This window comes from Gordonia sp. CPCC 206044, assembly GCF_048537895.1.
Classification (GTDB): Bacteria; Actinomycetota; Actinomycetes; order Mycobacteriales; family Mycobacteriaceae; genus Gordonia.
On the sequence record NZ_JBCLVL010000004.1, the window covers coordinates 380,418 to 403,459 of the forward strand.

General features: G+C 66.5%; 23 protein-coding genes. 13 read left to right on the top strand and 10 right to left on the bottom strand.

Going from position 1 to position 23,042, the window contains the following annotated elements; all coding sequences use genetic code 11:
* The first annotated feature begins 13 nt into the window (after positions 1 to 13).
* Both AAFP35_RS08355 and AAFP35_RS08360 read left to right on the top strand, forming a co-directional pair.
* The gene (locus AAFP35_RS08355; protein ID WP_419221092.1) at positions 14 to 1,585 is read left to right on the top strand and encodes a PTS ascorbate transporter subunit IIC; all 1,572 of its coding nucleotides are present in this window, start codon (positions 14 to 16) and stop codon (positions 1,583 to 1,585) included.
* A gap of 173 nt (positions 1,586 to 1,758) precedes the next feature.
* Positions 1,759 to 3,300 carry an alpha/beta hydrolase gene (locus AAFP35_RS08360; RefSeq protein WP_419221093.1) on the top strand — a complete coding sequence of 514 codons (1,542 nt, stop codon included), beginning with the start codon at positions 1,759 to 1,761 and terminating at the stop codon, positions 3,298 to 3,300.
* 24 nt (positions 3,301 to 3,324) lie between these two features.
* Here AAFP35_RS08360 and AAFP35_RS08365 read toward each other — a convergent pair whose 3' ends face one another.
* The gene (locus AAFP35_RS08365) at positions 3,325 to 3,732 is read right to left on the bottom strand and encodes a hypothetical protein (RefSeq protein ID WP_419221094.1); all 408 of its coding nucleotides are present in this window, start codon (positions 3,730 to 3,732) and stop codon (positions 3,325 to 3,327) included.
* A gap of 125 nt (positions 3,733 to 3,857) precedes the next feature.
* Here AAFP35_RS08365 and AAFP35_RS08370 point away from each other — a divergent pair, with 125 nt between their 5' ends.
* Genes AAFP35_RS08370 through AAFP35_RS08380 form a run of 3 tightly spaced genes read left to right on the top strand, consistent with a single transcriptional unit; the run spans position 3,858 to position 6,033 of the window.
* Entirely contained in the window at positions 3,858 to 4,829 is a 972-nt protein-coding gene (locus AAFP35_RS08370) for a pirin family protein (RefSeq protein WP_419221095.1), read from the top strand.
* Positions 4,826 to 5,305 carry a MarR family winged helix-turn-helix transcriptional regulator gene (locus tag AAFP35_RS08375; protein ID WP_419221096.1) on the top strand — a complete coding sequence of 160 codons (480 nt, stop codon included), beginning with the start codon at positions 4,826 to 4,828 and terminating at the stop codon, positions 5,303 to 5,305. The genes AAFP35_RS08370 and AAFP35_RS08375 overlap by 4 nt, the downstream gene beginning before the upstream one ends.
* Positions 5,302 to 6,033 (top strand): pirin family protein, encoded by a 732-nt coding sequence (locus AAFP35_RS08380; protein ID WP_419221097.1) that lies wholly within the window; start codon positions 5,302 to 5,304, stop codon positions 6,031 to 6,033. The genes AAFP35_RS08375 and AAFP35_RS08380 overlap by 4 nt, the downstream gene beginning before the upstream one ends.
* Before the next feature lie 37 nt (positions 6,034 to 6,070).
* On the opposite strand, the gene AAFP35_RS08385 is transcribed toward AAFP35_RS08380, so the two are convergent.
* From AAFP35_RS08385 to AAFP35_RS08395, 3 genes are all read right to left on the bottom strand, one after another.
* Positions 6,071 to 7,000 (bottom strand): LLM class F420-dependent oxidoreductase, encoded by a 930-nt coding sequence (locus tag AAFP35_RS08385; protein ID WP_419221098.1) that lies wholly within the window; start codon positions 6,998 to 7,000, stop codon positions 6,071 to 6,073.
* 39 nt (positions 7,001 to 7,039) lie between these two features.
* The gene (locus AAFP35_RS08390; RefSeq protein ID WP_419221166.1) at positions 7,040 to 7,951 is read right to left on the bottom strand and encodes a cation diffusion facilitator family transporter; all 912 of its coding nucleotides are present in this window, start codon (positions 7,949 to 7,951) and stop codon (positions 7,040 to 7,042) included.
* Positions 7,952 to 8,090: 139 nt separating this feature from the next.
* The gene (locus AAFP35_RS08395) at positions 8,091 to 8,591 is read right to left on the bottom strand and encodes a mycothiol transferase (protein WP_419221099.1); all 501 of its coding nucleotides are present in this window, start codon (positions 8,589 to 8,591) and stop codon (positions 8,091 to 8,093) included.
* Positions 8,592 to 8,685: 94 nt separating this feature from the next.
* Here AAFP35_RS08395 and AAFP35_RS08400 point away from each other — a divergent pair, with 94 nt between their 5' ends.
* Positions 8,686 to 10,119, top strand: a complete 1,434-nt coding sequence (locus tag AAFP35_RS08400) for an LLM class flavin-dependent oxidoreductase (RefSeq protein WP_419221100.1) — start codon at positions 8,686 to 8,688, stop codon at positions 10,117 to 10,119.
* A gap of 102 nt (positions 10,120 to 10,221) precedes the next feature.
* Complete coding sequence (locus AAFP35_RS08405) at positions 10,222 to 11,700, top strand: YibE/F family protein (RefSeq protein WP_419221101.1); 1,479 nt, start codon at positions 10,222 to 10,224, stop codon at positions 11,698 to 11,700.
* Positions 11,701 to 11,705: 5 nt separating this feature from the next.
* Here AAFP35_RS08405 and AAFP35_RS08410 read toward each other — a convergent pair whose 3' ends face one another.
* From AAFP35_RS08410 to AAFP35_RS08425, 4 genes are all read right to left on the bottom strand, one after another.
* Complete coding sequence (locus AAFP35_RS08410) at positions 11,706 to 12,599, bottom strand: hypothetical protein (RefSeq protein ID WP_419221102.1); 894 nt, start codon at positions 12,597 to 12,599, stop codon at positions 11,706 to 11,708.
* A gap of 196 nt (positions 12,600 to 12,795) precedes the next feature.
* Positions 12,796 to 13,677: a hypothetical protein gene (locus AAFP35_RS08415; protein WP_419221103.1), complete on the bottom strand. Its 882-nt coding sequence runs from the start codon at positions 13,675 to 13,677 to the stop codon at positions 12,796 to 12,798.
* Between the two features lie 36 nt (positions 13,678 to 13,713).
* On the bottom strand, positions 13,714 to 15,150 hold the full coding sequence (locus tag AAFP35_RS08420; RefSeq protein WP_419221104.1) for a serine/threonine-protein kinase: 1,437 nt from the start codon (positions 15,148 to 15,150) through the stop codon (positions 13,714 to 13,716).
* A gap of 75 nt (positions 15,151 to 15,225) precedes the next feature.
* Positions 15,226 to 15,909 carry a TetR family transcriptional regulator gene (locus tag AAFP35_RS08425; RefSeq protein WP_419221105.1) on the bottom strand — a complete coding sequence of 228 codons (684 nt, stop codon included), beginning with the start codon at positions 15,907 to 15,909 and terminating at the stop codon, positions 15,226 to 15,228.
* Between the two features lie 177 nt (positions 15,910 to 16,086).
* Between AAFP35_RS08425 and AAFP35_RS08430 the strand changes: the two genes are divergently transcribed.
* From AAFP35_RS08430 to AAFP35_RS08455, 6 genes are all read left to right on the top strand, one after another.
* Positions 16,087 to 17,166 carry a ferredoxin reductase gene (locus tag AAFP35_RS08430; RefSeq protein ID WP_419221106.1) on the top strand — a complete coding sequence of 360 codons (1,080 nt, stop codon included), beginning with the start codon at positions 16,087 to 16,089 and terminating at the stop codon, positions 17,164 to 17,166.
* A 2-nt stretch (positions 17,167 to 17,168) separates the two neighbouring features.
* Positions 17,169 to 18,395 (top strand): fatty acid desaturase family protein, encoded by a 1,227-nt coding sequence (locus AAFP35_RS08435; RefSeq protein ID WP_419221107.1) that lies wholly within the window; start codon positions 17,169 to 17,171, stop codon positions 18,393 to 18,395.
* An 83-nt stretch (positions 18,396 to 18,478) separates the two neighbouring features.
* Positions 18,479 to 18,775, top strand: coding sequence for a hypothetical protein (locus tag AAFP35_RS08440; RefSeq protein WP_419221108.1), 297 nt, complete (start codon positions 18,479 to 18,481; stop codon positions 18,773 to 18,775).
* Positions 18,772 to 19,617: a hypothetical protein gene (locus AAFP35_RS08445; protein WP_419221109.1), complete on the top strand. Its 846-nt coding sequence runs from the start codon at positions 18,772 to 18,774 to the stop codon at positions 19,615 to 19,617. The genes AAFP35_RS08440 and AAFP35_RS08445 overlap by 4 nt, the downstream gene beginning before the upstream one ends.
* Positions 19,618 to 19,662: 45 nt before the next feature.
* Positions 19,663 to 21,483, top strand: coding sequence for a DNA helicase RecQ (recQ, locus tag AAFP35_RS08450; RefSeq protein ID WP_419221110.1), 1,821 nt, complete (start codon positions 19,663 to 19,665; stop codon positions 21,481 to 21,483).
* A 64-nt stretch (positions 21,484 to 21,547) separates the two neighbouring features.
* Complete coding sequence (locus tag AAFP35_RS08455) at positions 21,548 to 22,045, top strand: DUF4395 domain-containing protein (RefSeq protein WP_419221111.1); 498 nt, start codon at positions 21,548 to 21,550, stop codon at positions 22,043 to 22,045.
* 16 nt (positions 22,046 to 22,061) lie between these two features.
* On the opposite strand, the gene AAFP35_RS08460 is transcribed toward AAFP35_RS08455, so the two are convergent.
* Both AAFP35_RS08460 and AAFP35_RS08465 read right to left on the bottom strand, forming a co-directional pair.
* Complete coding sequence (locus tag AAFP35_RS08460; RefSeq protein ID WP_419221112.1) at positions 22,062 to 22,556, bottom strand: RES domain-containing protein; 495 nt, start codon at positions 22,554 to 22,556, stop codon at positions 22,062 to 22,064.
* Positions 22,557 to 22,619: 63 nt separating this feature from the next.
* Positions 22,620 to 23,021, bottom strand: a complete 402-nt coding sequence (locus AAFP35_RS08465) for an antitoxin Xre/MbcA/ParS toxin-binding domain-containing protein (RefSeq protein ID WP_419221113.1) — start codon at positions 23,019 to 23,021, stop codon at positions 22,620 to 22,622.
* Between the last annotated feature and the right edge of the window lie 21 nt (positions 23,022 to 23,042).

Consider the following 23,042-nt stretch of genomic DNA (forward strand, 5'->3'; position numbering starts at 1 on the left):
GCGGAGGCAGCAGATGGACTGGCTCGTCGACATCGCCGAATTCATCGTCAACGAAATCCTTGCGGTCCCGGCATATCTGATCGGCATCATGACGGCGGTCGGTCTGACCGCGCTGCGCAAGCCGGTCGGCGTCATCATCGGTGGAGCGCTCAAGGCGACACTCGGGTTCCTCCTCATCGGCGCGGGCGCCACCCTGGTGGCGACGTCGCTGGAACCACTCGGGGTGATGCTGCAGGGCGCCACCGGCGCGCACGGTGTGGTGCCGACCAACGAAGCGATCGTCGGCATCGCACAAGCCCAGTACGGCGCGCGCGTCGCCTGGCTGATGATCCTCGGTTTCGCGATCAGCCTTCTGCTGGCCCGCTTCACTCCCCTGCGCTACGTCTTCCTCACCGGCCACCACACACTGTTCATGGCAACGCTGTTGACCATCGTGCTGGCCACCGCGGGGCTCCCGTCGCTGTCGGTCGTCATCGTCGGCGGCGTGCTGCTCGGGGTGGTGATGGTCTCGCTGCCTGCGATCTCGCAGCCCTGGACGAAACGGATCACCGGCGACAACACCATCGCCATCGGCCACTTCGGCACGCTCGGTTACATCGCAGCCGGCATCACCGGCCGACTCGTCGGCCGCAAGAGCAAATCGACCGAGGAACTGAAACTTCCCGAATCGCTACGGTTCCTTCGCGATTCGATGGTGGCGACCGCGCTGTCGATGGTGTTGATGTACGTGGTCGTCTCGATCATCTATGTCATCCGCGTCGGCTCCGACACGGCGTTCGACGCCTACGCCGACGATGCCGGGGCCGGTGCCGCAACGGGCATGGGCGACTACATCATGAACGGTGTCACCCAGGGCCTGAGTTTCGGTGTCGCCGTTGCCGTCATCCTGTTCGGCGTCCGCACCATCCTCGGCGAACTGGTACCGGCTTTCCAGGGCATCGCCGAGCGCGTCGTTCCCGGTGCCGTCCCCGCACTCGACGCACCGATCGTGTTCCCGTACGCCCAGAACGCCGTCCTCATCGGGTTCATCTCCAGTTTCGTCGCCGGCCTCGTCGGACTCGCGGTGCTGACCGTGTGGCTCGAACCGGCGTTCGGTTGGGCTCTCGTCCTGCCCGGCCTGGTGCCGCACTTCTTCACCGGCGGCGCGGCAGGCGTGTACGGGAACGCCACCGGCGGGCGGTGGGGTGCCGTCGCGGGTGGCTTCGTCAACGGGCTGCTCATCACCTTCCTGCCCGCGATGCTGCTCGGTGTGCTGGGCTCGTTCGGCAGCGAGAACACCACCTTCGGTGACGCCGACTTCGGCTGGTTCGGCTTCCTGTTGGGCAACGCCGCCAAACTCGGTGGCGCCTGGGGAGTGATCGTCATGCTGGCGATCGGAGCCGCGCTGCTCGCGATCGCGATCGCGGTCCAGAAGCGTCTGGTCGACACCGACTGGGACCCGGCGCCCGGGCGACCGAAGCCCGGTGCGCCGATCCCCGACGGCGGTGTCGTCGCCGCAACCGCCGATACCACCACCGGCACCCGTCGCTACCCGAAGATCGCACCGCCGGCAGGGGCCCCGAAGCCACCACCACCGCCGGAGTAGTTGCCTCGAACTCCTTCGCGTTCGCGCACGTCTCACAGCGAATCCACAGGCATGACGCGTGCCGGTGGCTGTAACGCCACCCGCACTCGCGACGACAGATCAGTCATCACACACGCGCTCCGTGACGGAGCGCTGTGCATCGGGGGAAATCGCGCGATCGTGTCAGGAGTCTCATGCCCACGTCACCAGAACCGTTGGATGCACGCTTGGTCGCCGACGGATGGCAGACCTCTGCCGACGCCGACGATGCGCCCCGATCCGCTCGAACGGGTCGAGGCCGCCGACGCCGTCTCGCCGGGATCGGCATCGTCGTCGCACTGAGCCTGGGTCTGTTCGGGATCAGTTCCCTGGTCTCCGGCGGCAACAAGGCGTCGGCGCTCGCCGGTCACCCCGAGGTCCTGCGCGAGGGCTGCACCTGGGACAAGTCCGGCAACTACGTGCAGAACTGCAAGGTCTGGTCGCCGTCGCAGAACAAGTTCGTGATCGTCCAGATCCGCGCCTCCAACGGCAGCGACTCGGGTGTCTATCTGCTCGACGGCATGCGCGCCAGCGAGGAACGCTCCGCCTGGACCACCGACGTGCAGGCGGCCAAGGTCTATGACGGCAGCAGCGACACCACCCTGGTGATGCCGGTTGGCGGCGCATCGTCGTTCTACACCGACTGGGACGGCGGAGCAGGCGACCAGAACGCCACGATCAAGCAGGAGACCTTCCTCACCTCCGAACTACCCGACTATCTCGCGACGAATTTCGGCGTGAGCAAGAGCAACAACGCCATCATCGGTCTGTCGATGTCCGGCGGACCTGCGGTGACTCTCGCCGAGCGGCACCCGGAGCAGTTCAAGGTGGTCCAGGCGATGTCGGGTTACTACCAGATCGACAACCCGATCGGCGCCGCAGGCGTGATGGCATCCCAGACGTTGGTCTCGAACTACATCAACGGGATCGTCAACATGTGGGGCACACCGGGCAGTCAGCGGTGGACCGACAACGATCCGTCCAAGAACGTCGGAAAGCTCGAGGAGAACGGCCAGACCCTGATCATCTCGTCGGGCAACGGCTTCCTGACCACGAGTGAACTGGCGAAACTGTCGCAGCAGGATCAGATCAGCGCGATGGCTCTCGAGATGCTGTCGGCCGTGTCGACGGTGTTGATGCAACTGCAGGCCGCGCAGAGCGGCGCATCGGTGATCTCGCTGCCGAACTACGGCGGACACACCTGGGAGAACTGGGGACGCGGTCTGGCCGACGGCAAGGAACACGTGCTCGAGGCGCTGCGCAACAACCCGCCGGTCACCGAGAAGGTGACCGTGGTGAACGCGTCGGGCAGCCCGGAACCCGACGGCGCTGCCAAGGCCACGAGAGCCGCCCTGGTCGCGGCCAAGGCGTCGCCCACGATCACCGCGGCCGCACTCGCAGAAGGGTCGGACGCAGAAGGGTCGGACACAGAAGAGTCGAGCGCGGCAGGGTCGAGCGCGGCGGACTCGTCCGTCCCCCCATCCGATTCGCCTGCTTCCGATTCGTCGGCACCCGCGTCGGCGCCGGCCACGACGTCGGAGACGGTGACCGAGTCACCGAGCGTGTCGCCGTCCATGTCGACCCAGCAGCAGGCCGAGGTCGGCACCGCGGTGCCCGCCGCTGACGATGCCGCCGCCCCGGCCGGCTCCGGCCCGGCCGCGTCGTCCGTCGTGCCGAGCACCGTCCCGGCCAGGTGATCGGCGGCTGATCGCGGGGACCGCCTACCGGAGCAGGTTCAGTCGCGTGGCGACGCCCCGTCCGAACGACTCCAGGACCCCCAACGGGCGAAACGCCGATTCCCCGAGGGCGACGAGCGCCTCCACCCGTCCCACGACCCGTTCCAGGCGGCCCACCACATCACCCATCGCGATCACCGTCGCATCGACCTGGTCCAGGGTGCCGGTCAGACGCGACATCGTGTCGCCGAGGTTGTCGATGGCGCCGTCGAGTCCCCCGATGGTCTTGTTCATGTCGACGAGTACGTCCCCGAGGTCGGCAAGGATCACCTCGACCTGCTCCACCGTCACATCCGCGTTGAGCGCGGCCTGCGCGAGCTTTCGGAAACGCTGCCGCTCAGGTGGCCGCCCGTCCTGATCGGCTCCCCTGTTTCCGGTACCGGTCTCGACCATGCCCCGATTATTCATGGCCGACGTCTGACGGGGTCGCCTTCCGCCACGACCGGGGGGAATAACCCTGCGAAGTGTCTGGTTGACCGCTACATAGCTCAAAATTGAGCGATTGAGAGGAGCCCGACATGCCCGCCGTCACCGCAGACACATTGACCCTGCCCCGGGTGCACGCCGCGACACCCCAGGAAACCGAACGGCCGGTGAAGTCGGTGACGTCCGGCCCACGCGGCTTCGAGGGCGAAGGCTTCCCGGTCGTCCGCGCCTTCGCCGGAGCAAGCACCGCAGACCTCGACCCCTTCGTCCACATGGACCAGATGGGAGAGGTCGACTACCAGCCGGGCGAGCCGAGGGGCACTTCCTGGCATCCGCACCGCGGGTTCGAGACGGTCACCTACATGATCGACGGTCGGTTCCAACACCAGGATTCCACCGGCGGCGGCGGACTGATCGAGAACGGCGCCACCCAGTGGATGACCGCCGGCGCGGGCATCCTGCACATCGAGACCCCGCCTGCCGAGCTCGTCGAATCCGGTGGTCTGTTCCACGGCATCCAGCTGTGGGTCAACCTGCCGGCCGCCGACAAGTTCCTCGCCCCGAAGTACCAGAATCTGGAGGGCGCAGAGGTCAAACTGGTGACCACCGACGACGGTGGCGCACTGATCCGTGTCGTTGCCGGGGAGATCGACGGGCACGCCGGTCCCGGCGCCACCCACACACCGATCACGTTCGCCCACGCCACCGTCGCTCCGGGCGCGCAGATGTCGATCCCGTGGCAGCCGGATTTCAATGCCCTCGTATACGTGCTGTCGGGTCGCGGGACCGTCGGCACCGAGGCACGTCCGGTCCAACAGGGCCAACTCGTCGTGTTCGGCAAGGGCGACCGGATCACCGTCACCGCCGACGCCGGGCAGGATTCGAATCGACCGGCACTCGAACTGCTGGTGCTGGGCGGCAGGCCCATCCGCGAACCCGTCTTCCAATACGGACCGTTCGTGATGAACACCAAACAGCAACTCATCGAGGCGATCGAGGACTTCGAGGCCGGACGACTCGGCGTGATCCCGCCCGACGCCTTGATGCCCCACACCCCGCGGTGAGTCACGAAGCCGCACAACCAGATCCCCGCAGGGCTGCGTGGCAGGTCTTCATCGAGACGAGCGCGCGCCTCCAGACTGTGCTGGACGCCGAACTGAAGGCGAGCTCGGACATGACGCTGGCCGACTACCAGGTGTTGATGCTGCTGCACGACGCGCCCGGACGCCGGTTGCGCATGCGCGATCTGTCCGAGCACCTGGTGTTCTCGACGTCGCGCCTGTCCTATCAGATCGACACCCTGGTCCGACGGAACTGGTTGCGCCGGGAGGCCGCCGACGAGGATCGGCGCGGCAGTTACGCCGTGCTGACCCCCGCCGGCGCTACCGCGTTCCGGGCAGCCGCCCACGAACACGCACGCTGCGTCGAGACGCTGTTCATCGACGCGTTGTCGGACGCCGACGGAGTGGTTCTGGCCGACATCATGACCCGCTTGTCCGGGCACCTGACGGCGACCCTGCCCACGAGAGGACGACGATGATCGAGACGATTCGCGGCGAAGACCGTGATCACTGGAGCAACGAGTGGCTGTCGTCGCGTCAATCGTTCCCGGCGACGGGCAATTTCGACCTCGTCGCCAACGCCCACGGGGTCCTCCTCGTCCACAACGACGACATCGTCGAGGCGGGCGAAGGCCTGGACACACATCAGCACCGCGATGCCGAGATCGTCACCTGGGTGCTCGACGGTGTGTTGCGACACCGCGATTCGGCGGGAAACGGGGGAACACTGGTGCCCGGGGTCGTCCAACGGATGACCGCGGGCCGGGGTATTCGTCACGCCGAGGGCAACGCGACCGGCCGTCTCGACGGACGGCCCCTGCGGGTGGTGCAGATGTGGGTGGCGCCCGAACATGCGGGCCTCGAACCCGGCTACGCCGAACACGACTTCGCCGACGACCTCGCCGAGGGACGTCTGGTCGTGGTGGCGTCGGGAATGCCCGAGCACGCTCACACCCCGGCTGTCTCCATCGCGAATCGTCATGCGGCCCTGCATGTCGCAGTGCTGACCGACGGCCAGACGGCGACCCTGCCCGCGGCGCCGTTCGGACACCTCTACGTGGCGCGCGGACGGGTGGACGCCGTCGGGATCGGACGCCTCGACGAGGGTGACGCCGTGCGCACCACCGATGCCGGCGCACTCGACGTGACCGCCGTCGGTGGTGCCGAGATCCTCTATTGGGAGATGCACACCTCGTTCGCCCGGTGAGCCGGACGGCACCACCTCGCCGTCGGCAACCCACATGTCAGCCGAGTTGCGGCGCAACCTCTTTCGCGACGAGGTCGAGGTGGTCCAGGTCGTCGAGGTCGAGCGTCTGGAGGTAGATCCGGCTGATACCGGCTTGCTGATAACGGGAGATCTTCTCGACCACCTCGGCCGGTGTTCCGGCCGCACCGTTCTCACGCAGTTCGTCGACCTCGCGCCCGATCGCATCGGCACGGCGGGCGAGCTCGGCGTCGGTGCGCCCACAGCACAGCACCAGGGCCGCCGAGAACGTGATGCTCTCCGGATCCCGACCGGCCGCCGTACATGCCGACTGAACGCGCCCCACCTGTTCGACGACCGCATCGACCGGCTGGAATGCCGAGTTGAACTCGTCGGCGAACCTGGCCGCGAGTGCAGGTGTGCGCTTCTTGCCCGCGCCGCCGATGATGATCGGCGGACGCGGCGCCTGAACAGGTTTGGGCAGGGCAGGCGAATCGGCGAGCGTGTAGTACTTGCCGTCGTGGTCGAACGTCTGACCGTCGAGTGTCCCCCACAGGCCGGTGATGATCTCGAACGACTCCTCGAGCCGGTCGAAACGCTCACCAAGCGCCGGGAAGGGGATGCCGTAGGCGGTGTGCTCTTCCTCGAACCAGCCTGCCCCCAAACCCAATTCGATCCGACCGCCGCTCATCTGGTCGACCTGCGCCACCGAGATCGCCAACGGCCCGGGATGGCGGAAGGTCGCCGATGTAACCAACGTGCCCAGTCGGATTCGGGAGGTCTCCCGGGCCAGTCCGGCCAAGGTCAACCATGCGTCGGTCGGACCGGGATGCCCGTCGACGTTCATCGCCAGGTAATGATCGGAGCGGAAGAACGCGTCGAAGCCGAGGTCCTCGGTGGCCCGTGCCACCCGGAGCAGGTCGTCGTAGGTGGCGCCTTGCTGGGGTTCGGTGAAGATTCGTAGGTCCACGGGTGTCAACCTACGCCATGCGCGAGCACCGGGTGGGCTTCACGGGGTCAACGACGGCTCGTCGGCCGTGGACAGTGTGAGCACCGCCTCGACGATGGAGTCGTGCTGCTCGATCTCGGTCTCGATTCGTCGGAGCATCACTGCCACATCGTGTTCGGCGAGGTCACCGACGATGTCCACGGCGGCGACGAGGTAGTACCGCATGGGACCGACGTACTCGACGTGCAGATAGGTGACACGGTCGACGTCTTCGTGGTCGAGCAGTTCCCGCAGGATCGCCGTCTGCGCCACCGGCAGCGCCGACTGCCCGAGCAGGAACTCGCTGTTGCGCTTGATCAAGAACACGGCGATGACCCCGAGCAGGACACCGACGAGGATCGACCCGATCGCATCCCAGACCGCCGAACCGGTGATCTCGTGCAATGCCATACCGGTGGCCGCGATCGCCAGACCCGTCAACGCCGCAGCGTCCTCGGCGAACACGGCACGCAGGGTGGTGTTGGACGTCCTCATCACGAATCTGACCGGATGCATGGACAGTCGCTGCCCGCCCTCGTTGGCCTGCCGGACCGACTGGAGGAACGAAACACTCTCCAGCACTGCGGAAATGGCCAGAACCACATAACCGACGAGATAATTCGTGTCGGGTTCGGGTTCGGTCAACGACGTGATCCCGTGCATCACGGAGACCACGGCTCCGACGGTGAACAGCCCGAAAGCGGCGAACATCGACCAGATGTAGGTCTCGCGACCGTAGCCGAACGGATGTTTGCGATCGCGTCCCCGCGCTCCCCGGCGCTCGGCGATCAACAGGAAGACCTCGTTGCCCGCGTCCGCCCACGAATGTGCCGACTCGGCCACCATGGAGGCCGAACCGGTGATCGCCGCCGCAACCGACTTCGCCACGGCGATGAGGATGTTCATCGCGAACGCGATGATGACGGTCACCATCGACTCGCTCGCTGCACCGGCACCGGTGTCGACACCGACCGAGGCATCTGAGCCGGCCGGCTGCTGCGTCGTGCGGTCTGCCATCTCCCGATGGTCTCACGGGTGCATCCGGCGGGGCCGCATCTCGCGTGGGTTGACCTCAGCCGAACAGACCTCGGATGTAGGCCGCCTGTCCGACGTGCTGCGCGTCGTCGTCGAGGATGCTGACCAACCGAACCCCCAAGGTCACCGGCGGATTCCAGTTCTCGTCGATGACCCGGTCGAGGTCGTCGTCGGAGAGACCCTGCAGATAACTGATGGTCGCGGCGTGGGTGGCATCGTAGTACTCGGCGAGGAGCTCCGGCTCGGCCACCACCTGGGCCACCTCGTCGGGCGACTGACCGTACCCGGTGGCCGGCGGCGGGAACGGCAAGCCGAACCGGTAGTAGAAGCCCGACCCGAGCCACAGTTCCTCGGTACCGGCGACGTCGGCGATCTGGGCGTCCTGCCCGCGGGTCAGATGCCAGACCAGCCAGGCGATGGTGTTGGCATCCGCCGCGGGGCGGTGGATGAGCTGCTCGGGCGTGATGCCGTCGAGCACGGCGTGCACATTGCCGGCGACACGGCCGAATCCGTCGATGAGCACATCGGTTGATCGCATGTCTCTACTAGTACCCGACAACCCGGCGCACACGTTGGATTCACGCTGAGTCCAACCCTGGCGTCCACGCGCCCGGATCCCCACCATCGCTGGGGTGCCCGAGTATCCCCCTGCCCGCAAGATCCGTTTCAACGCGTTCGACATGAACTGCGTCGCCCACCAGTCCCCGGGACTGTGGCGACACCCCGACGACCGCTCCTGGGACTACAACACCATCGACTACTGGGTCGATCTGGCGAAACTACTGGAGCAAGGCGGTTTCGACGGCCTGTTCATCGCCGACGTGCTGGGCACCTACGACGTGTACGCCGGCACCGACGAGGCCGCCATCCGCCAGGGCGCGCAGATCCCGGTGAACGATCCCCTCCTCCTGGTGTCGGCGATGGCGCACGCCACCGAACACCTGGGGTTCGGCGTCACCACCGGTACCGGGTTCGAACATCCGTACCCGTTCGCCCGCCGACTGTCGACGCTCGACCATCTCACCCGGGGACGCATCGGCTGGAACGTCGTCACCGGATATCTGCCCGCTGCCGCCCGCAACATGGGCGCCGACGACCAACTCGAACACGACAGCCGCTACGACCATGCCGACGAGTACCTGACCGTGCTCTACAAGCTGTGGGAGGGCTCGTGGGAACGTGACGCGGTCCGCCGCGACCGGGCCAACGGCATTTTCGCCGACCCAGCGAAGGTGCACCACATCGGACATCGCGGGGAGCACTTCACCGTGCCCGGCATCCATCTCGCCGAGCCGTCACCGCAGGGGTCACCGGTCATCTACCAGGCAGGCGCCTCCCCGCGCGGCCGCCGGTTCGCGGCCGCGAACGCCGAAGCGATCTTTGTCGCCGCTCCGACGAAAGCCATTCTGCGCGATATCGTCTCGCAGACACGCGAGGAACTCGTGAAGGCCGGGCGCGATCCCTACGACGCGCGGATCTACACACTGCTGACGATCATCACCGATTCCACACCGGAAGCCGCGCGGGCAAAGGCCGAGGAATACCGGCGCTACGCCAGTGACGAGGGATCGCTCGTGTTCATGTCCGGATGGATGGGCATCGACCTCGCCGCCTACGACCTCGACGATCCCATCGGCAACGTGCGCAGCAACGCCATCCAGTCGGCCGTCGCCGCATTCCAGCAGGCTTCGGAATCGGGTTCGGAGTGGACGGTGCGCGACATCGCGGCATGGGGAGGCGTCGGCGGCATGGGCCCGGTGTTGATCGGCTCCGGCGACGAGGTGGCGCAGGCACTGCAGGAATGGGTCGACGAAACCGACGTCGACGGGTTCAACGTGGCGTATGCGGTCACACCGGGTTCGTTCGCCGACATCGTCGATCATGTGATCCCGGCGTTGGAGCGTCGCGGCGTGCACGATCGCAGCTATACGCCAGGAACGTTGCGTCACAAACTGTTCGGCCGCGGCGATCGTCTACCCGACAATCACCGCGGGGCGGCCTATCGGGTCGGCGGACCGCTGTCGACCATCGACGACTCGATCCGACGCTCCCCCGCCGTCATCTGAGTCGCGACCGCAAACCACCTGCGCGACAACAGATCACCCGAATCCGACACCGGGCGCCCGCGACGGGAGCGGCACCACCCGCAGACCGCCTATGGTGTGTGGGTGAGCCGCGACGAGAAACAGGTCCACCACGGACACACCCACAACCTGTCGGAGATCCCGGCGGCGCTCTCGCCGTTCGCCAGGTGGATCGTGATCGGCACCCTCTCGATCGTCGGGATCGCGGTGGTCATCGGCGCCGTGGTGTTGTGGCCGTCCGGCGACGACCACGCCATCCCGATGCAGTTCCGGTCGGCCGACGGAGGGCCGATCAAGGCAGAGGACGGTCACGTCGTCGGGCAGGTCCGCGCCGACTGCCTCAATCCGCTGGCAGGGACGGTGCAAGACAGCGCGGAGTTCCAAATCGAGGGCATCTCCGGGCAGGGTCCGTGCATCCAGACCACCGTGCAGGTGGACAGCGGCACCGACGAGGGGCGTTTCACCCTGTTGGAGATCCCGACCAATCGGGCGCAGGCGGGAACCGAGCCCGGAGCCGTCCGATCGCAGGGCGATCCCGACGAACCGCAGGCAGGTCAGCCCAGTCTGCAGGTCGGCAGCAAGATTCGCCTGAGCACCGTCCCGGGTCCCGACGGCACCAACCGCTACACGTTCTTCGATTTCCAGCGCACCGTCCCGACCATCATCTGGGCGGTGCTGTTCGTCGCGGCGGTCGTGTTGGTGGCCGCCTGGCGCGGCCTGCGCTCGATCATCGGGTTGGCGTTCGCGTTCGGGGTGCTCGCCGTCTTCACGCTGCCGGCGATCCTGGACGGGAAGTCTCCGGTGGCGGTGGCAGTAGTGTCGTCGGCGGCCATCCTGTTCGTGGTGCTCTACCTGGCCCACGGGATCAGTCTGCGCACGAGTTCGGCGCTGCTCGGCACGCTGACCTCACTGGTCCTGGCCGGGGTGCTCAGCTGGTTGGCGATCGAGACCATGAATCTGACCGGGTTGTCGGGCGACCAGACCACCAGCCTGCAGGTCTATCAGGGCACGATCTCGATCAGCGGATTGCTGCTCGCCGGCTTCATCATCGGCACCCTCGGCGTGCTCAACGACGTGACCATCACCCAGGCGTCGGCGGCCTTCGAACTCGCTGCCGCCGGGGAGCCCTCCCGGCTCGCGACATTTCGCGCCGCGATGCGGGTGGGACGCGACCACATCGCCAGTACCGTGTACACGCTCGTGTTCGCCTACGCGGGCAGCGCGTTGCCACTGTTGCTGTTGTTCTCGGTGGCCCAGCAGCCCGTCGGCTCACTGCTCACCACCGACACGGTCGCGGTGGAACTGGCCCGGTCCTTCGTCGGCGGTATCGCCATCGCGTTGTCGGTGCCGCTCACCACGGTGATCGCCGCCGCACTGACGCAACCGGCGGCCGTCGGCCCGAGTCCGACCGAGCGAGTCACCGCCCCCTCGGCTCGGGCGAGCACACCCGCTGGCGCAACGTCACCGCCGCGTCGAGCGGGCGACGTCCCGGCGCGGCGCGCGGCCCCGAAACCACCGACGCCGACCACTCCGCCGGGGCGTCATGCCCGGCGTGACGACTGATCCGGTCAGCAACGTCCCGTCGGCAACGACGCCAGGTTGCGGTTCAGCCAGGCCCCGATCTTGTTCAGCATCCGGGTGCCGTCGCTGAACGAGTTGCTCTTCGGCACTGCGGCCATCGACACCGCGACCTGCCCGGCGTTTGTGCTGATGACACCGAGTTGGCGCACCAGGAACGCCGACGAGAAACCGGTGCCCGGACCCCAACCGCCCTTGACCGCGGTGACCGCACCGTGTCGGGTGACCTGCTTGGCGATGCCCCACTGCTGGTTGGCCGCCACCGAACTCATCAGCCGGATCACGTGCTCGGCGTCGGGTAGGCACGGCAGGTGCGCGGCGAAGCGTGCCTGATCTGCCAGTGACCACATGGTGTAGCCGGGATACGACGGCGGATCGTCGGCTTCCGAGCTGACGCGCGTGCTGATGTCATGTCCCTCGCGGAGCACATTCGTGACCGCCTGAACCGAACTCGCGCCACCGCCGAGCGAACCCCACAGATCGCCCGCCGCATCGTTGTCGGAGAACACGATCGCCTTGTCCTCCTTGGCCGCGATACGCACACCGCTGTTGCGCTCGGCCGCCAGCGACACCGGCACCTTCAACGTCGACCATGCGCGGCCAGTCTCGAGATTGCCCATCGAGATCGGGGCGTCCGACCCCACCGGCGCGATGGCCAGCCCGAGTTGCCCCGGCAGTGACTTGCGCATGGACTTCTGTAAGGCGGCGAAGCTCTTGGCGAGCTTCTTCTCCATCGGGACCGGGGGTTCGAACAGCTGCGCGATCTGCGGCGGCAGCGGCGGCAGCTGCTTCGGCCACCAAGTCGGTGAAGCACCGGCCGTCGCAGCGCCGAACAGCACCGCGCAGGCGGTCACGACCGCGGTCAGCCCGACAATTCGTTTCATACGTGTCACATCGATCTCCTGAGTCACTCCTGCAACAGGCTACGATGCTCCTCCGACACTTGCCAGACACGATGCGAAACCGACACGTTCCCGCCGGGCTCGCAAAATACCTCACTTCGCGGTGTCTACCTTCGCGCGCGCGAAGGTAGATACCGCGAAGTGAGGTGGGTTGCCATGAGGTGATGGCACACCCGAATCAGCAGCGCCCCCGGGGCAGACGGGTGAGGTTGTCGTCGAGCCAACCTGCCGCGACATCGAGGGCCGCGATCCCCCCATCCATCGATGCGGCAACGGCACTCATGGCGATTGCAGTGGCACGACCGTCACCAAAACGCACCAGCCCGATCTGGCGGACGAGGTAACCACTCGTGATACCCGGTCCCCACCCGCCCTTGACCGCAATCGATGCGGGCGCGGCCATGTCCTCGACACCCCACTGTTGGTTCGCCCCGACCCGCCCCATCAGATCGACGACGTGCGACGTCCCCGGCATGCACTCGAGATTGGCTGTGAACACAGCGGCCGAGGGCAGCGACCAGGGCGTTTGACCGAAGGTCGTGAACCCCTGTCTGCGCTGTCGCGACGGCACCAGGGTCGTGTCGTCGCCGCCCTCGCGCAGCACCGCCGTCACCGCCGCAGCGGCCTGCTCGGACGAACCGAGCGACGCCCAGAGCTGCTCGGCCGACGCATTGTCCGAGTTCACGATGGCGGCTTCTTCGGCCGCGGAGATCCCCGATTCGCGCTCGGCTGCGACCGCCAGCGGGACCTTGATCGTCGACCACGCGACATGGATCTGCCCGTCGCCCAGGGCCAACACCGCGGCCGGGTCGCCACCCACCGGCGCGACCGCGACCCCGACCGGCACACCTACCGACGACGTCGCGCGCCGAAATCCGTCAGCGAGAGATGGTCGTTGGTCCCGAGTGTCCGGCGTCGACGGGGTCGCCGTGACGGTGACTGTCACCGGCGTGACCGACGGGGAGGTGACCGGCAGCTGCGACATCGCCGAAGCGCAACCCACGACACCGAGAAGAACCGCCACCGACAGACAGATCCACGCCACCGGCCGATCGCGCATCACGGGCGTCCCACGCCGGCCACACGCACCCGCGACTCAGTAGACGTAGACGACCGCATTGTTGCCCCCTCGACAGGCCACCGCGCCGCCCTCCGGCACACACGTCATGGTGTAGGCGGTGCCGGTGGTCGGACTGTAGGCGACGATCACCCGCGATACGCCGCTCGGACCGCTCCGCAGATACTCGTCACGGACCGCAACCGCGAACGGGCAGCTGGTGACCGACGATCCCGCGGACACCCCCGCACCACACGACGACGAGCCAGGCGGCGCCTCGGTGATCGTCGTGGTCGACGGCGTCTGCGCCGTTGTCGGCGTCACGGTGTGCGTGATCGTCGGTGTGGTCGGTGGAGGATTGGCAGAGGATGCCTCGTCGTTGTCAGACCTCCCCGACACCAGCCAGTAACCGCCCAGGGCCAACAGCGCGATCAACACCGCAGCGATGACACCGAGCAGAATCGGCAACGTCGGGCGCCGCTGGCCGTCTGAGGGTGTCTGCGGATAGGGCTGCTGCACGTACGGCGGCGGCGGATACTGCGGTGGCGGATAAGCTGCCCCGGCCGGCGGCGGCACCCGTTGCGGGACAACAGGATTTGCGATGACAGAGGTAGATTGATCGGCCGGCTCACCGGCGGAGGCCGTTCCACGCAACGCGTTACGCGCATCGAGCGTGAGATCACGTGCCGTCGGGTAACGCTGCTCCGGGTCACGTGCCATGCCCCGTGCGATCACCGCGTCGAATGCCCTCGGCACCCGTGTGTCGGCACCGCTCGGCGAAGGTGGCGGGTCGAGAACGGCGGCCTTGATGGCGGCACTGACCGTATCGGCCGGGAACGGCACACGCCCGGTGAGGGATTCGAACAGCACGCAGGTGAGGGCATAGATGTCGGTGGACGGTGAGGCTTCTTCGGAGTCGAACAACTCGGGTGCCATGTAAGCGACCGAACCGACCGTCGTGCCGGTTTGCGTCAGCCGAGTATCTGCCGCACCACCGTGCACGATTCCGAAATCGACGAGATACGCGAAGTCATTGTCGTCCAACAGGATGTTCTCAGGCTTGACGTCACGATGCACCAGCCCCGCACGATGCGCTGCATCGAGAGCCGCCGCCACCTGGCCCACGATCGCCACCGCACGTTCGGGTTCCAGGGCTCCGAACCGTCGAATCGCGGTACGTAGATTCACTCCCGCGACATAGCGCATGTCGAGATAGAGGAGCCCATCGATCTCGCCCCAATCGTGGATCGGGATGACATGCGGCTCAGCAAGACTCGCTGCGGCATGGGATTCCCGGCGGAACCGCTCCTGGAACGCCGGGTCGTCGACAACGCTGGGCCTGAGCAGTTTCAGGGCGACGACGCGTCCCTTGACCGTGTCATACGCCCGGAAGACCTCGCCCATCCCACCGCGGCCCAGCACCTCGTCGAGGCGGTACGGACCGAGTTGGCTGCCGATTTCGCCCACGTCGGACATATCCCGAGCATAAGTCCGATAACCGGCGGTGTTCAGGGGTTTTGCCGATACGGACAGCCGGTACCCACCGCGCGATCACTCAGGCCGCGGTCGCCAGCGCCCCATTCCGAGGAAGACCATCACCAACTGTCGTTCGGTGCGCTCGACGATCTCGCGTTCGGCGGCCGGTCCGCGGTAGTCGTTGTCGAGGAGGTCGGCGACGGCGGTGAGCATGATCGTGACGATGAGTTCGGCCGCCAATTCGAGGTCCTCGGGCTGCCATTGCGCGAGGTCGGGCAGCCGCGACAGGTCGATCGCGAGTTCCTTGGAGAACAGCCGCAATTCGGTGTCGATCGCACGCCGGATCTCCGCGATACCCCCGTGCTGTTCACGCACCAGGAACCGGAACTGCGCCTCGTTGTCGTGGACGTGTCGCAACAGGATGGCCAGTGAGTTCTGCGCCGTCGGAAGGCCCTGACGGGCCGCGAGATCACGACGGCCCTCACGCAGCGTACGCCGCAGCACACGCATCGAGTCCTCGACCAGAGTGACGCCCAGGTCTTCCATCGACGCGAAGTGACGATAGAACGCGGTCGGCACGATGCCTGCACCTCGCGCCACCTCGCGCAGGCTGATGCTGGCGAAGCTGCGGTCCGACGCCAATTCCATCGTCGTGTCCAGGAGCGCCTGGCGCGTCCGATTCTTGCGTTCGGCCCGACTCTCCGCCTCGGCACCGTCACGCGCGCCGCGCGAACGGGATGTGGATCGGGACCTGGTCACGCACCGAGTCTAAGGGTCGTGCATCGCGTCGACGCCGCAGCCTCCGCACCGATGAGCCCGGCCAGTGATCGCCGTCACCGCGGATTCGTCTTGACGGCCCGCCGCGTCGATGTGTCACACTGGTTTGTGTACATCTGTTCACTGAACGGTGACCGAACACTCGAACGGAGCCAGCCCATGAGCATCCGATTCCCCGAACTGGTCGGCTCGATCGTCGAAGCCGCCCTGTCCCCGCACCCCGTCGATCGTTACCTCGAACTGGTCGACCCCATGCTCACCTGGCGCGACCTGCGCGCCAAGGTCGTCGCGGTCGAGCACCCGACACCCCGCACCGTGCGCCTGGGCCTGCGTCCGACACGACAGTGGCAAGGCCACGAAGCCGGACAGTATGTCCAGCTCAGCGTGGTGATCGACGGAGTCCGCCACATGCGTTGCTTCTCCCCCGCCAATGCCGCGACCGATGCGGAAGGGGATCTGGAACTGACCATCACCGCCCATGACGACGGCTTCGTCTCCACGTATCTGCGCGATCACGCGCGGGTCGGGATGGTCGTCGGCCTCCAACAGGCGCAAGGCGAGTTCGTCCTGCCTTCGCAACGCCCGGCCGCGATGGTGTTCGTGAGTGGTGGCAGCGGAATTACACCTGTACTCTCAATGTTGCGTACGCTCGTAGCTGAACGGTACGCGCAACCGATCACCTTCCTGCACTACGCGCGCACATCCGAAGACGTCGCCTACCGCGCCGAACTCGCCGCCCTGGCCGCGGCGCACCCGAACATCGACCTACGCCTGCATCACACGCGTGACGCCGGCGACGGACACTTCACCGGCGCACACCTCGACGACATCGCGGGATTCGACGACGCCCAGATGTTCGTCTGCGGACCGCCCGCACTGATGAATGCCGTCGAGGAGCACTACGACACCACCGGCATGACCCAGCAGTTCCACAAGGAGGCGTTCACACTCGCCGCGCCGATCGTCGTCGACCCCGACGCGCCCGTCGACGGCGAGCTGAGCTTCCTACGTTCCGCCAGATCGACGACCAACGACGGTCGTACCATCCTCGACCAGGCCGAATCCGCCGGGCTGAGCCCGGAATCCGGCTGCCGGATGGGGATCTGCTTCTCCTGCACCGCCATCAAGAGATCCGGCTGCACCCGCAACGTGCTGACCGGAGAAACCGACACCGAAGCCGACACGCAGATCCAGTTGTGCATCAATGCCCCTGTCGGCGATGTGGAAATCGAGGTATGACCATGACCAGTACCGCACTCGTCCCGACCACCGATTCGTCCGATGCTCGTCCGGAGACCCCGGACAACGCGACCAGGCCACTGACCGGCCTGCTCGTGGAGCACGACGATCCCAAGAACATCACGCTCACTTACGACCAGGTCGAGGCTCTCGGCCGCGATCTCGACGACCTGCGCGCACGCGTCGTCGCCGACCTGGGCCAGAAAGACCGCGACTACCTGTACTCGATCATCCGAGCCCAACGTGGCTTCGAGATCGCCGGCCGGGGACTGATGTACCTGGGGTTCTTCCCGCCCGCCTGGATCGCCGCCGTCGGCGCGCTGTCTGTGTCGAAGATCCTCGACAACATGGAGATCGGGCACAACGTGATGCACGGCCAGTACGACTGGATGCGCGAGGACACCTACAACTCACGCGAGTTCGAGTGGGACAACGTCTGCCCCGGCGATCAGTGGCGACACAGCCACAATTACATGCACCACACCTTCACCAACATCCTCGGTGAAGACCGCGACATCGGGTACGGCGTGCTCCGGATGGCCCGTGACCAGAAATGGAACCCCTATTACCTGGGCAACCTGGGTTACGCGACCGCACTCATGCTGCTCTTCGAATGGGGAGTGATGCTGCACGACCTCGAGGTCGAGAACATCGTCGCAGGCAAGCGCAAGTGGTATGACGTCAAGGGTCTGGTGAAAGGCATGTGGCGCAAGGCCGGTCGCCAGACGCTCAAGGACTACATCGTGTTCCCGGCGCTCACCGGCCCGTTGTTCATCCCGACGTTGCTGGGCAACGCGACCGCCAACGTGGTGCGCAACATCTGGTCGTACTCCATCATCTTCTGCGGCCACTTCCCCAGCGGGGCACAGACATTCACCCCGGAAGAGTGCGCGAACGAGACGCGTGGCCAGTGGTACCTGCGACAGATGCTCGGATCTGCCAACATCACCGGCGGGCCGCTGTTCCACATCATGAGCGGCAATCTGTCACACCAGATCGAGCATCACCTGTTCCCGGACATCCCGGCGAGCCGCTACCCGGAGATCGCCGGCGAGGTACGCGAGATCTGCGAACGCTACGGTCTGCCCTACAACACCGGCTCGCTGATGCACCAACTCGGATCCACCTGGACAAAGATCGCCAAACTGTCGTTGCCGAACTTCATGACCCGCGACGACAACGACATCGTGGTGACCGTGGAACGCGAGAAGCCTGCGTCGGTCGCCTGACCGACCGTACGCCCTGTCGCGGGTATCCTCGTGGGCAACATCGGCCGGCGTCTGCGACCGGCCACGGTCGAGGGGAGCGAACCATGGTCAACCGGTTCGAACGCAACAAGGACCTGGTGCAGGAGATCGTCGAGTCGACGGCCACTCATGTCGGACAGATCGCCACCATCATCACCGGTGCGGTCGCCGGTGTCGCCCGTGAGGTCGGCGAGATCGTCACGGACGGATTCGAGATGGCCGAGGCGGCTCGGCGCGCCGAGGTCGACGACGATCGCCACATCATCGACGCAGTCATCGACGATGAGATCGACATCGAACCGCCCGCCCCGCGGGCAGTCGACGGACCGACAACCGCCGACCACGAGTCACCCGAGTCATGAGTTCGTCATCCCCGGGCGGCGCACCCCAGGTGCGCCGCCCGGGATCACTCGTGTTCTCGACCGTCGCAGTGGGTCTGGTCGCCGCGATCTCGTTCCTCTACGCGATCGTGGTCACCGTGGTCCTGATCAACAACGGCCACGCCTGGCACTTCGTCACCCACCTGCTGTCGGGTCGCGCGCCCGCGCTGATGCGATCGTTCCAGTGGACCTGGGTGCTCTCGCTGCTGGTGTTCGCACTCTTGGTGATCACCGCGATGTTCGCGGCGGTGGCCCGTGCGGCGCGGGTGGCCGCAGCATTCCTGTCCGTGGTGTCGCTCGTCATCCTCGTCAGCTACTTCCTCATCTACATCATCGGCGGCCAGGACTGGTTCGGCATGGCCACTTGGCTGTTCGTCCTGGCCTGGGTCTTCCCGCTCGTATTGGCGATCGCCATGCTGGGGGTGCTGGTGTCGTTCTTCTTCGGGTGGTCGTACTTCGCCGAGCGTGATCGCGCCCGCGGCGGTACGCCGCCACCGATGTTCCACACCGGACCGCCACCGTTCGGGCAGCAATCGTTCGGGCAGCAAGCGCCGGGGTACCCGATGACACCGCAACATCCGCTCGCCCAACAGTCCTTCACACCACAGGCTCCCCCGCCCACGTATCCGCCACAGGGCCATCCGGCACAGCCGTATCCCGCCTCGTCGTATGGCGCACAGGCGTATCCGGTACCGCCCTATCCCCAACAGGCTTACGGTCAGCCGATGCCTGCCGCACAGCCCGTTCGCGATCAGCATGCGCCCGCACCACAACCGTTCGGGCAGGACAGCTTTCCACAACAGCCCCACGATCCCCGATCCTGACGGCGGTCTGCGCCGGTCCTACCCCGCCTCAGTAACGTTGGTCCCATGTCGGACATGTGGCAGGTGCTCAGTTCCACCTTCGGCTACGAGTCGTTCCGGGGCGACCAGCAACAGATCGTCGAGCACGTGGTGGCAGGCGGAGACGCGGTGGTTCTCATGCCCACCGGTGGTGGCAAGAGCCTCTGTTATCAGGTGCCGGCGCTCGTGCGTGAGGGCTGCGGGATCGTGGTGTCGCCCCTCATCGCGTTGATGGCCGATCAGGTGGCGGCGCTCCGTGGACTCGGCGTGCGCGCCGCGTACCTCAACTCCACCCAGTCGTCCGAGCAACGCGCCGAGGTGGAGACCGCGTTCCGATCGGGCGAGCTCGACCTGTTGTACGTGGCACCTGAACGACTCAACACCGCAGGAACCCGGAACCTGTTGTCGCAGGCCCCCATCGCGTTGTTCGCCATCGATGAGGCGCACTGCGTCTCGCAATGGGGTCACGATTTCCGGCCCGACTATCTCGAACTCGGCGGTCTGGCCGAGATCTGGCCGGACGTCCCCCGGATCGCATTGACCGCGACCGCGACCGCGCGAACACACGAAGAGATCACCGATCGCCTGCACCTGCGCGATGCCCGGCATTTCGTCGCCGACTTCGACCGCCCCAACATCACCTACCGGATCGTCGGCAAGTCCGAGCCACGCAAGCAGCTCCTGGAGTTCATCCGCACCGAGGGAGTCGTCGACGGCGCACCCGCCACCGGCATCGTCTACGCGCTCAGCCGGGCATCGGTGGAGAAGACCGCAGAGTTCCTGAAGTCCAACGGCGTCGATGCGATGCCCTATCACGCCGGTCTGGATCGGCGGGTCCGCCAGGACACCTTGGAACGGTTCCTGCGGGCCGACGGCGTGGTGGTGGTCGCCACCATCGCGTTCGGCATGGGCATCGACAAACCCGACGTTCGGTTCGTCGCCCACATCGATCTGCCCAAGAGCGTGGAGGGGTACTACCAGGAGACCGGTCGCGCCGGTCGTGACGGGCTACCGTCGATCGCCTGGATGACCTACGGACTCGCCGACGTGATGCAGCAACGCCGACTCATCGACCAATCCGACGGCGACATGGCGCATCGTCGGGTCCAACAGCAGCATCTCGACGCGATGCTCGCGCTCTGCGAGACAGTCGACTGTCGGCGCCGCCAGCTGTTGCGCTACTTCGGCCAGGACGCCCAGGACTGCGGCAACTGCGACACCTGCCTCAGCCCGCCGGCCACCTGGGACGGGACCATCCCGGCACAGAAGCTGCTGTCGACCATCGTGCGACTGCACCGCGAGCACGGGCAGTCCTACGGTGCCGGGCACCTCGTCGACATCTTGCGTGGCGCAGACACCGCACGCATCCGCGAGCAGGGCCACGACCGCCTCACCACCTACGGGATCGGCACCGAACTCGACGCGGCCGGGTGGCGCGGCGTGGTCCGACAATTGGTCGCGACCGGGGTGATCGCGCCTCACGGCGACTACGGGGTGCTGACGCTGACCGAGAAGAGCGCCCCGGTACTGCGTGGTGAGACGACCGTGATGTTGCGCACCGAACCGGTCCGCACGATCGGGCGCACCAAGACGGCCAAGGCGGCCGTCGACCTGCCCGAGGCCGACCGCGGGCTGTTCGAGCATCTGCGGACCTGGCGCAAGGGAGAGGCGTCGCGGCGGGGAGTGCCGCCGTATGTGGTGTTCAACGACGCCACGCTGCGTGAACTGGCCGCTCGGCGGCCCGACAACACCGACCAACTCCGGTCGGTGTCCGGAATCGGTGACGCCAAACTCGAGCAGTACGGCGACGAGGTGCTGGCGACGATCGCCTCGTTCGAATCGGCGTGAGCGAAATATTTGCCGCTGTCAGCGCCGTTGATTAGGTTTGGTCGTTGTTCTCGAGGAGGTTCACATGTCCCGTTCGTTGCCGTCTGTGTTGACGTTCCCCAATCCCGTCAACGAGTACGCGGCACGTTCGACCGCAGGTCTGGTGATCGTGCTCGCGATCATCGCGATCGTGGTGAACCATCCGCTCGTCTATGCCCTCCTCGCCCTCGGCTTCGTGCTCCGGGTGATGGCGGGACCACGCTTCTCGCCGTTCGGTCAGCTGTCCGTCCGGATCATCGTGCCGAAGATCTGGCGCAAGTCGCGCCTGGTACCCGGACCGCCGAAGCGTTTCGCGCAGGCCGTCGGACTCGTGTTCAGCGCAACCGCACTGGTCCTTTCGCTGTTCGGTCTCGGCCTGGCCGCCCAGATCGTGGTCGGCCTGCTCATCGTCGCCGCCACACTCGAAAGCGTCTTCGGCCTCTGCCTGGGTTGCGTGGCCTTCGGCTTCCTGCAACGCAACGGCATCATCCCCGAGACGGTGTGCGAGGCCTGCAACAACATCTCGCTGCGTCAGCCCGCTTGATCGTCGGGGCGAATCCTCAGACGACGATCGGCCGCAGGAGGGTGTCTGCCGCATCGACGATTGCGGGGTGGGTCGGCGTCAGATCGTCGACCGCGACCACCTCGGGTCGCAGCCACGACGCCAGCACCGTCCACTGCGGCCGGTGATACGACCACCACGAGACGGCATCCCACGCACGTTCGCCGAGAGCATTTGTCTCCGAATAGATCTCGTGCCCCCACCGCTGGGTGACCGTCAGGTTACGCACCACCACCTGTGACGGACGCAGGCCCAGGCGGCTGAGCTGGGCCGGGTCGTCGAGGTCGAGAACGCGTAATTCGTCGGGTAACCGGAAGGTACCCAACGCGCGACGAGCACCGGGCAGTTGCGGGAACTCGAACATGTCCTCGCTCCACTCGCGCAGGTTGCCGAAGGTCTCGCCGCACGCCGCCTCAGCAAGGCGCGAGACATACCAGACGTGGTAGTCCGGGTGATCGATCCTGCCGCCGAGCTGCGGACGATGCTCGTACAAGGGGTGACCGGGTCGACCGGGCGGTGCTGATTCGAGATATGGAAACACCCGATAGGCAAGCAATCAGACTGCCCCGCCCCAGGTTTCGGCGTCCAGCGCCGTCAACACCGCCGCCGCCCCCGACAGCTTCAAGGCATCGATCGGGCGGGCGCCGCCGAGGTAGGAGTTCTGGCTGGTCAACCAGACCTGTGCTGCGTTCTCACCCCAGATCAGGCGGGCGCGGGCGTAGATGTGCTCGAGGTCGATCAGCAACGGTCCGGCGATCGGCCCGGGATGCTCTTCACCGGTGATCCACCGCGTGGGCTGGGAGCGACTGACCCCGATGAGTTCGGCCAGTCGCGTCTTGCCGAAGCTGTCGGCGAGATAACTGACCCGAGTGGGCGCGAGCGGGTCGTTGCGTTCGGAGGATCGCGACGTCAGCCTGCGTGAACTCGTCGGCAGGTCGCGGACACGGGCACTGGTCATGCGCTCATCCTACCCAACAAA

What these genes read in the sequence shown, in the direction of transcription:
- AAFP35_RS08430 (WP_419221106.1), top strand. Translation starts at nt 16,087, where the DNA reads ATGAGCATCCGATTCCCCGAACTGGTCGGCTCGATCGTCGAAGCCGCC.
- AAFP35_RS08370 (WP_419221095.1), top strand. Translation starts at nt 3,858, where the DNA reads ATGCCCGCCGTCACCGCAGACACATTGACCCTGCCCCGGGTGCACGCC.
- AAFP35_RS08395 (WP_419221099.1), bottom strand. Translation starts at nt 8,591, where the DNA reads ATGCGATCAACCGATGTGCTCATCGACGGATTCGGCCGTGTCGCCGGC.
- AAFP35_RS08445 (WP_419221109.1), top strand. Translation starts at nt 18,772, where the DNA reads ATGAGTTCGTCATCCCCGGGCGGCGCACCCCAGGTGCGCCGCCCGGGA.
- AAFP35_RS08420 (WP_419221104.1), bottom strand. Translation starts at nt 15,150, where the DNA reads ATGTCCGACGTGGGCGAAATCGGCAGCCAACTCGGTCCGTACCGCCTC.
- AAFP35_RS08435 (WP_419221107.1), top strand. Translation starts at nt 17,169, where the DNA reads ATGACCAGTACCGCACTCGTCCCGACCACCGATTCGTCCGATGCTCGT.
- AAFP35_RS08410 (WP_419221102.1), bottom strand. Translation starts at nt 12,599, where the DNA reads ATGAAACGAATTGTCGGGCTGACCGCGGTCGTGACCGCCTGCGCGGTG.
- AAFP35_RS08440 (WP_419221108.1), top strand. Translation starts at nt 18,479, where the DNA reads ATGGTCAACCGGTTCGAACGCAACAAGGACCTGGTGCAGGAGATCGTC.
- AAFP35_RS08415 (WP_419221103.1), bottom strand. Translation starts at nt 13,677, where the DNA reads ATGCGCGATCGGCCGGTGGCGTGGATCTGTCTGTCGGTGGCGGTTCTT.
- AAFP35_RS08365 (WP_419221094.1), bottom strand. Translation starts at nt 3,732, where the DNA reads ATGGTCGAGACCGGTACCGGAAACAGGGGAGCCGATCAGGACGGGCGG.
- AAFP35_RS08355 (WP_419221092.1), top strand. Translation starts at nt 14, where the DNA reads ATGGACTGGCTCGTCGACATCGCCGAATTCATCGTCAACGAAATCCTT.
- recQ (WP_419221110.1), top strand. Translation starts at nt 19,663, where the DNA reads ATGTCGGACATGTGGCAGGTGCTCAGTTCCACCTTCGGCTACGAGTCG.
- AAFP35_RS08455 (WP_419221111.1), top strand. Translation starts at nt 21,548, where the DNA reads ATGTCCCGTTCGTTGCCGTCTGTGTTGACGTTCCCCAATCCCGTCAAC.
- AAFP35_RS08465 (WP_419221113.1), bottom strand. Translation starts at nt 23,021, where the DNA reads ATGACCAGTGCCCGTGTCCGCGACCTGCCGACGAGTTCACGCAGGCTG.
- AAFP35_RS08360 (WP_419221093.1), top strand. Translation starts at nt 1,759, where the DNA reads ATGCCCACGTCACCAGAACCGTTGGATGCACGCTTGGTCGCCGACGGA.
- AAFP35_RS08390 (WP_419221166.1), bottom strand. Translation starts at nt 7,951, where the DNA reads ATGGTGACCGTCATCATCGCGTTCGCGATGAACATCCTCATCGCCGTG.
- AAFP35_RS08380 (WP_419221097.1), top strand. Translation starts at nt 5,302, where the DNA reads ATGATCGAGACGATTCGCGGCGAAGACCGTGATCACTGGAGCAACGAG.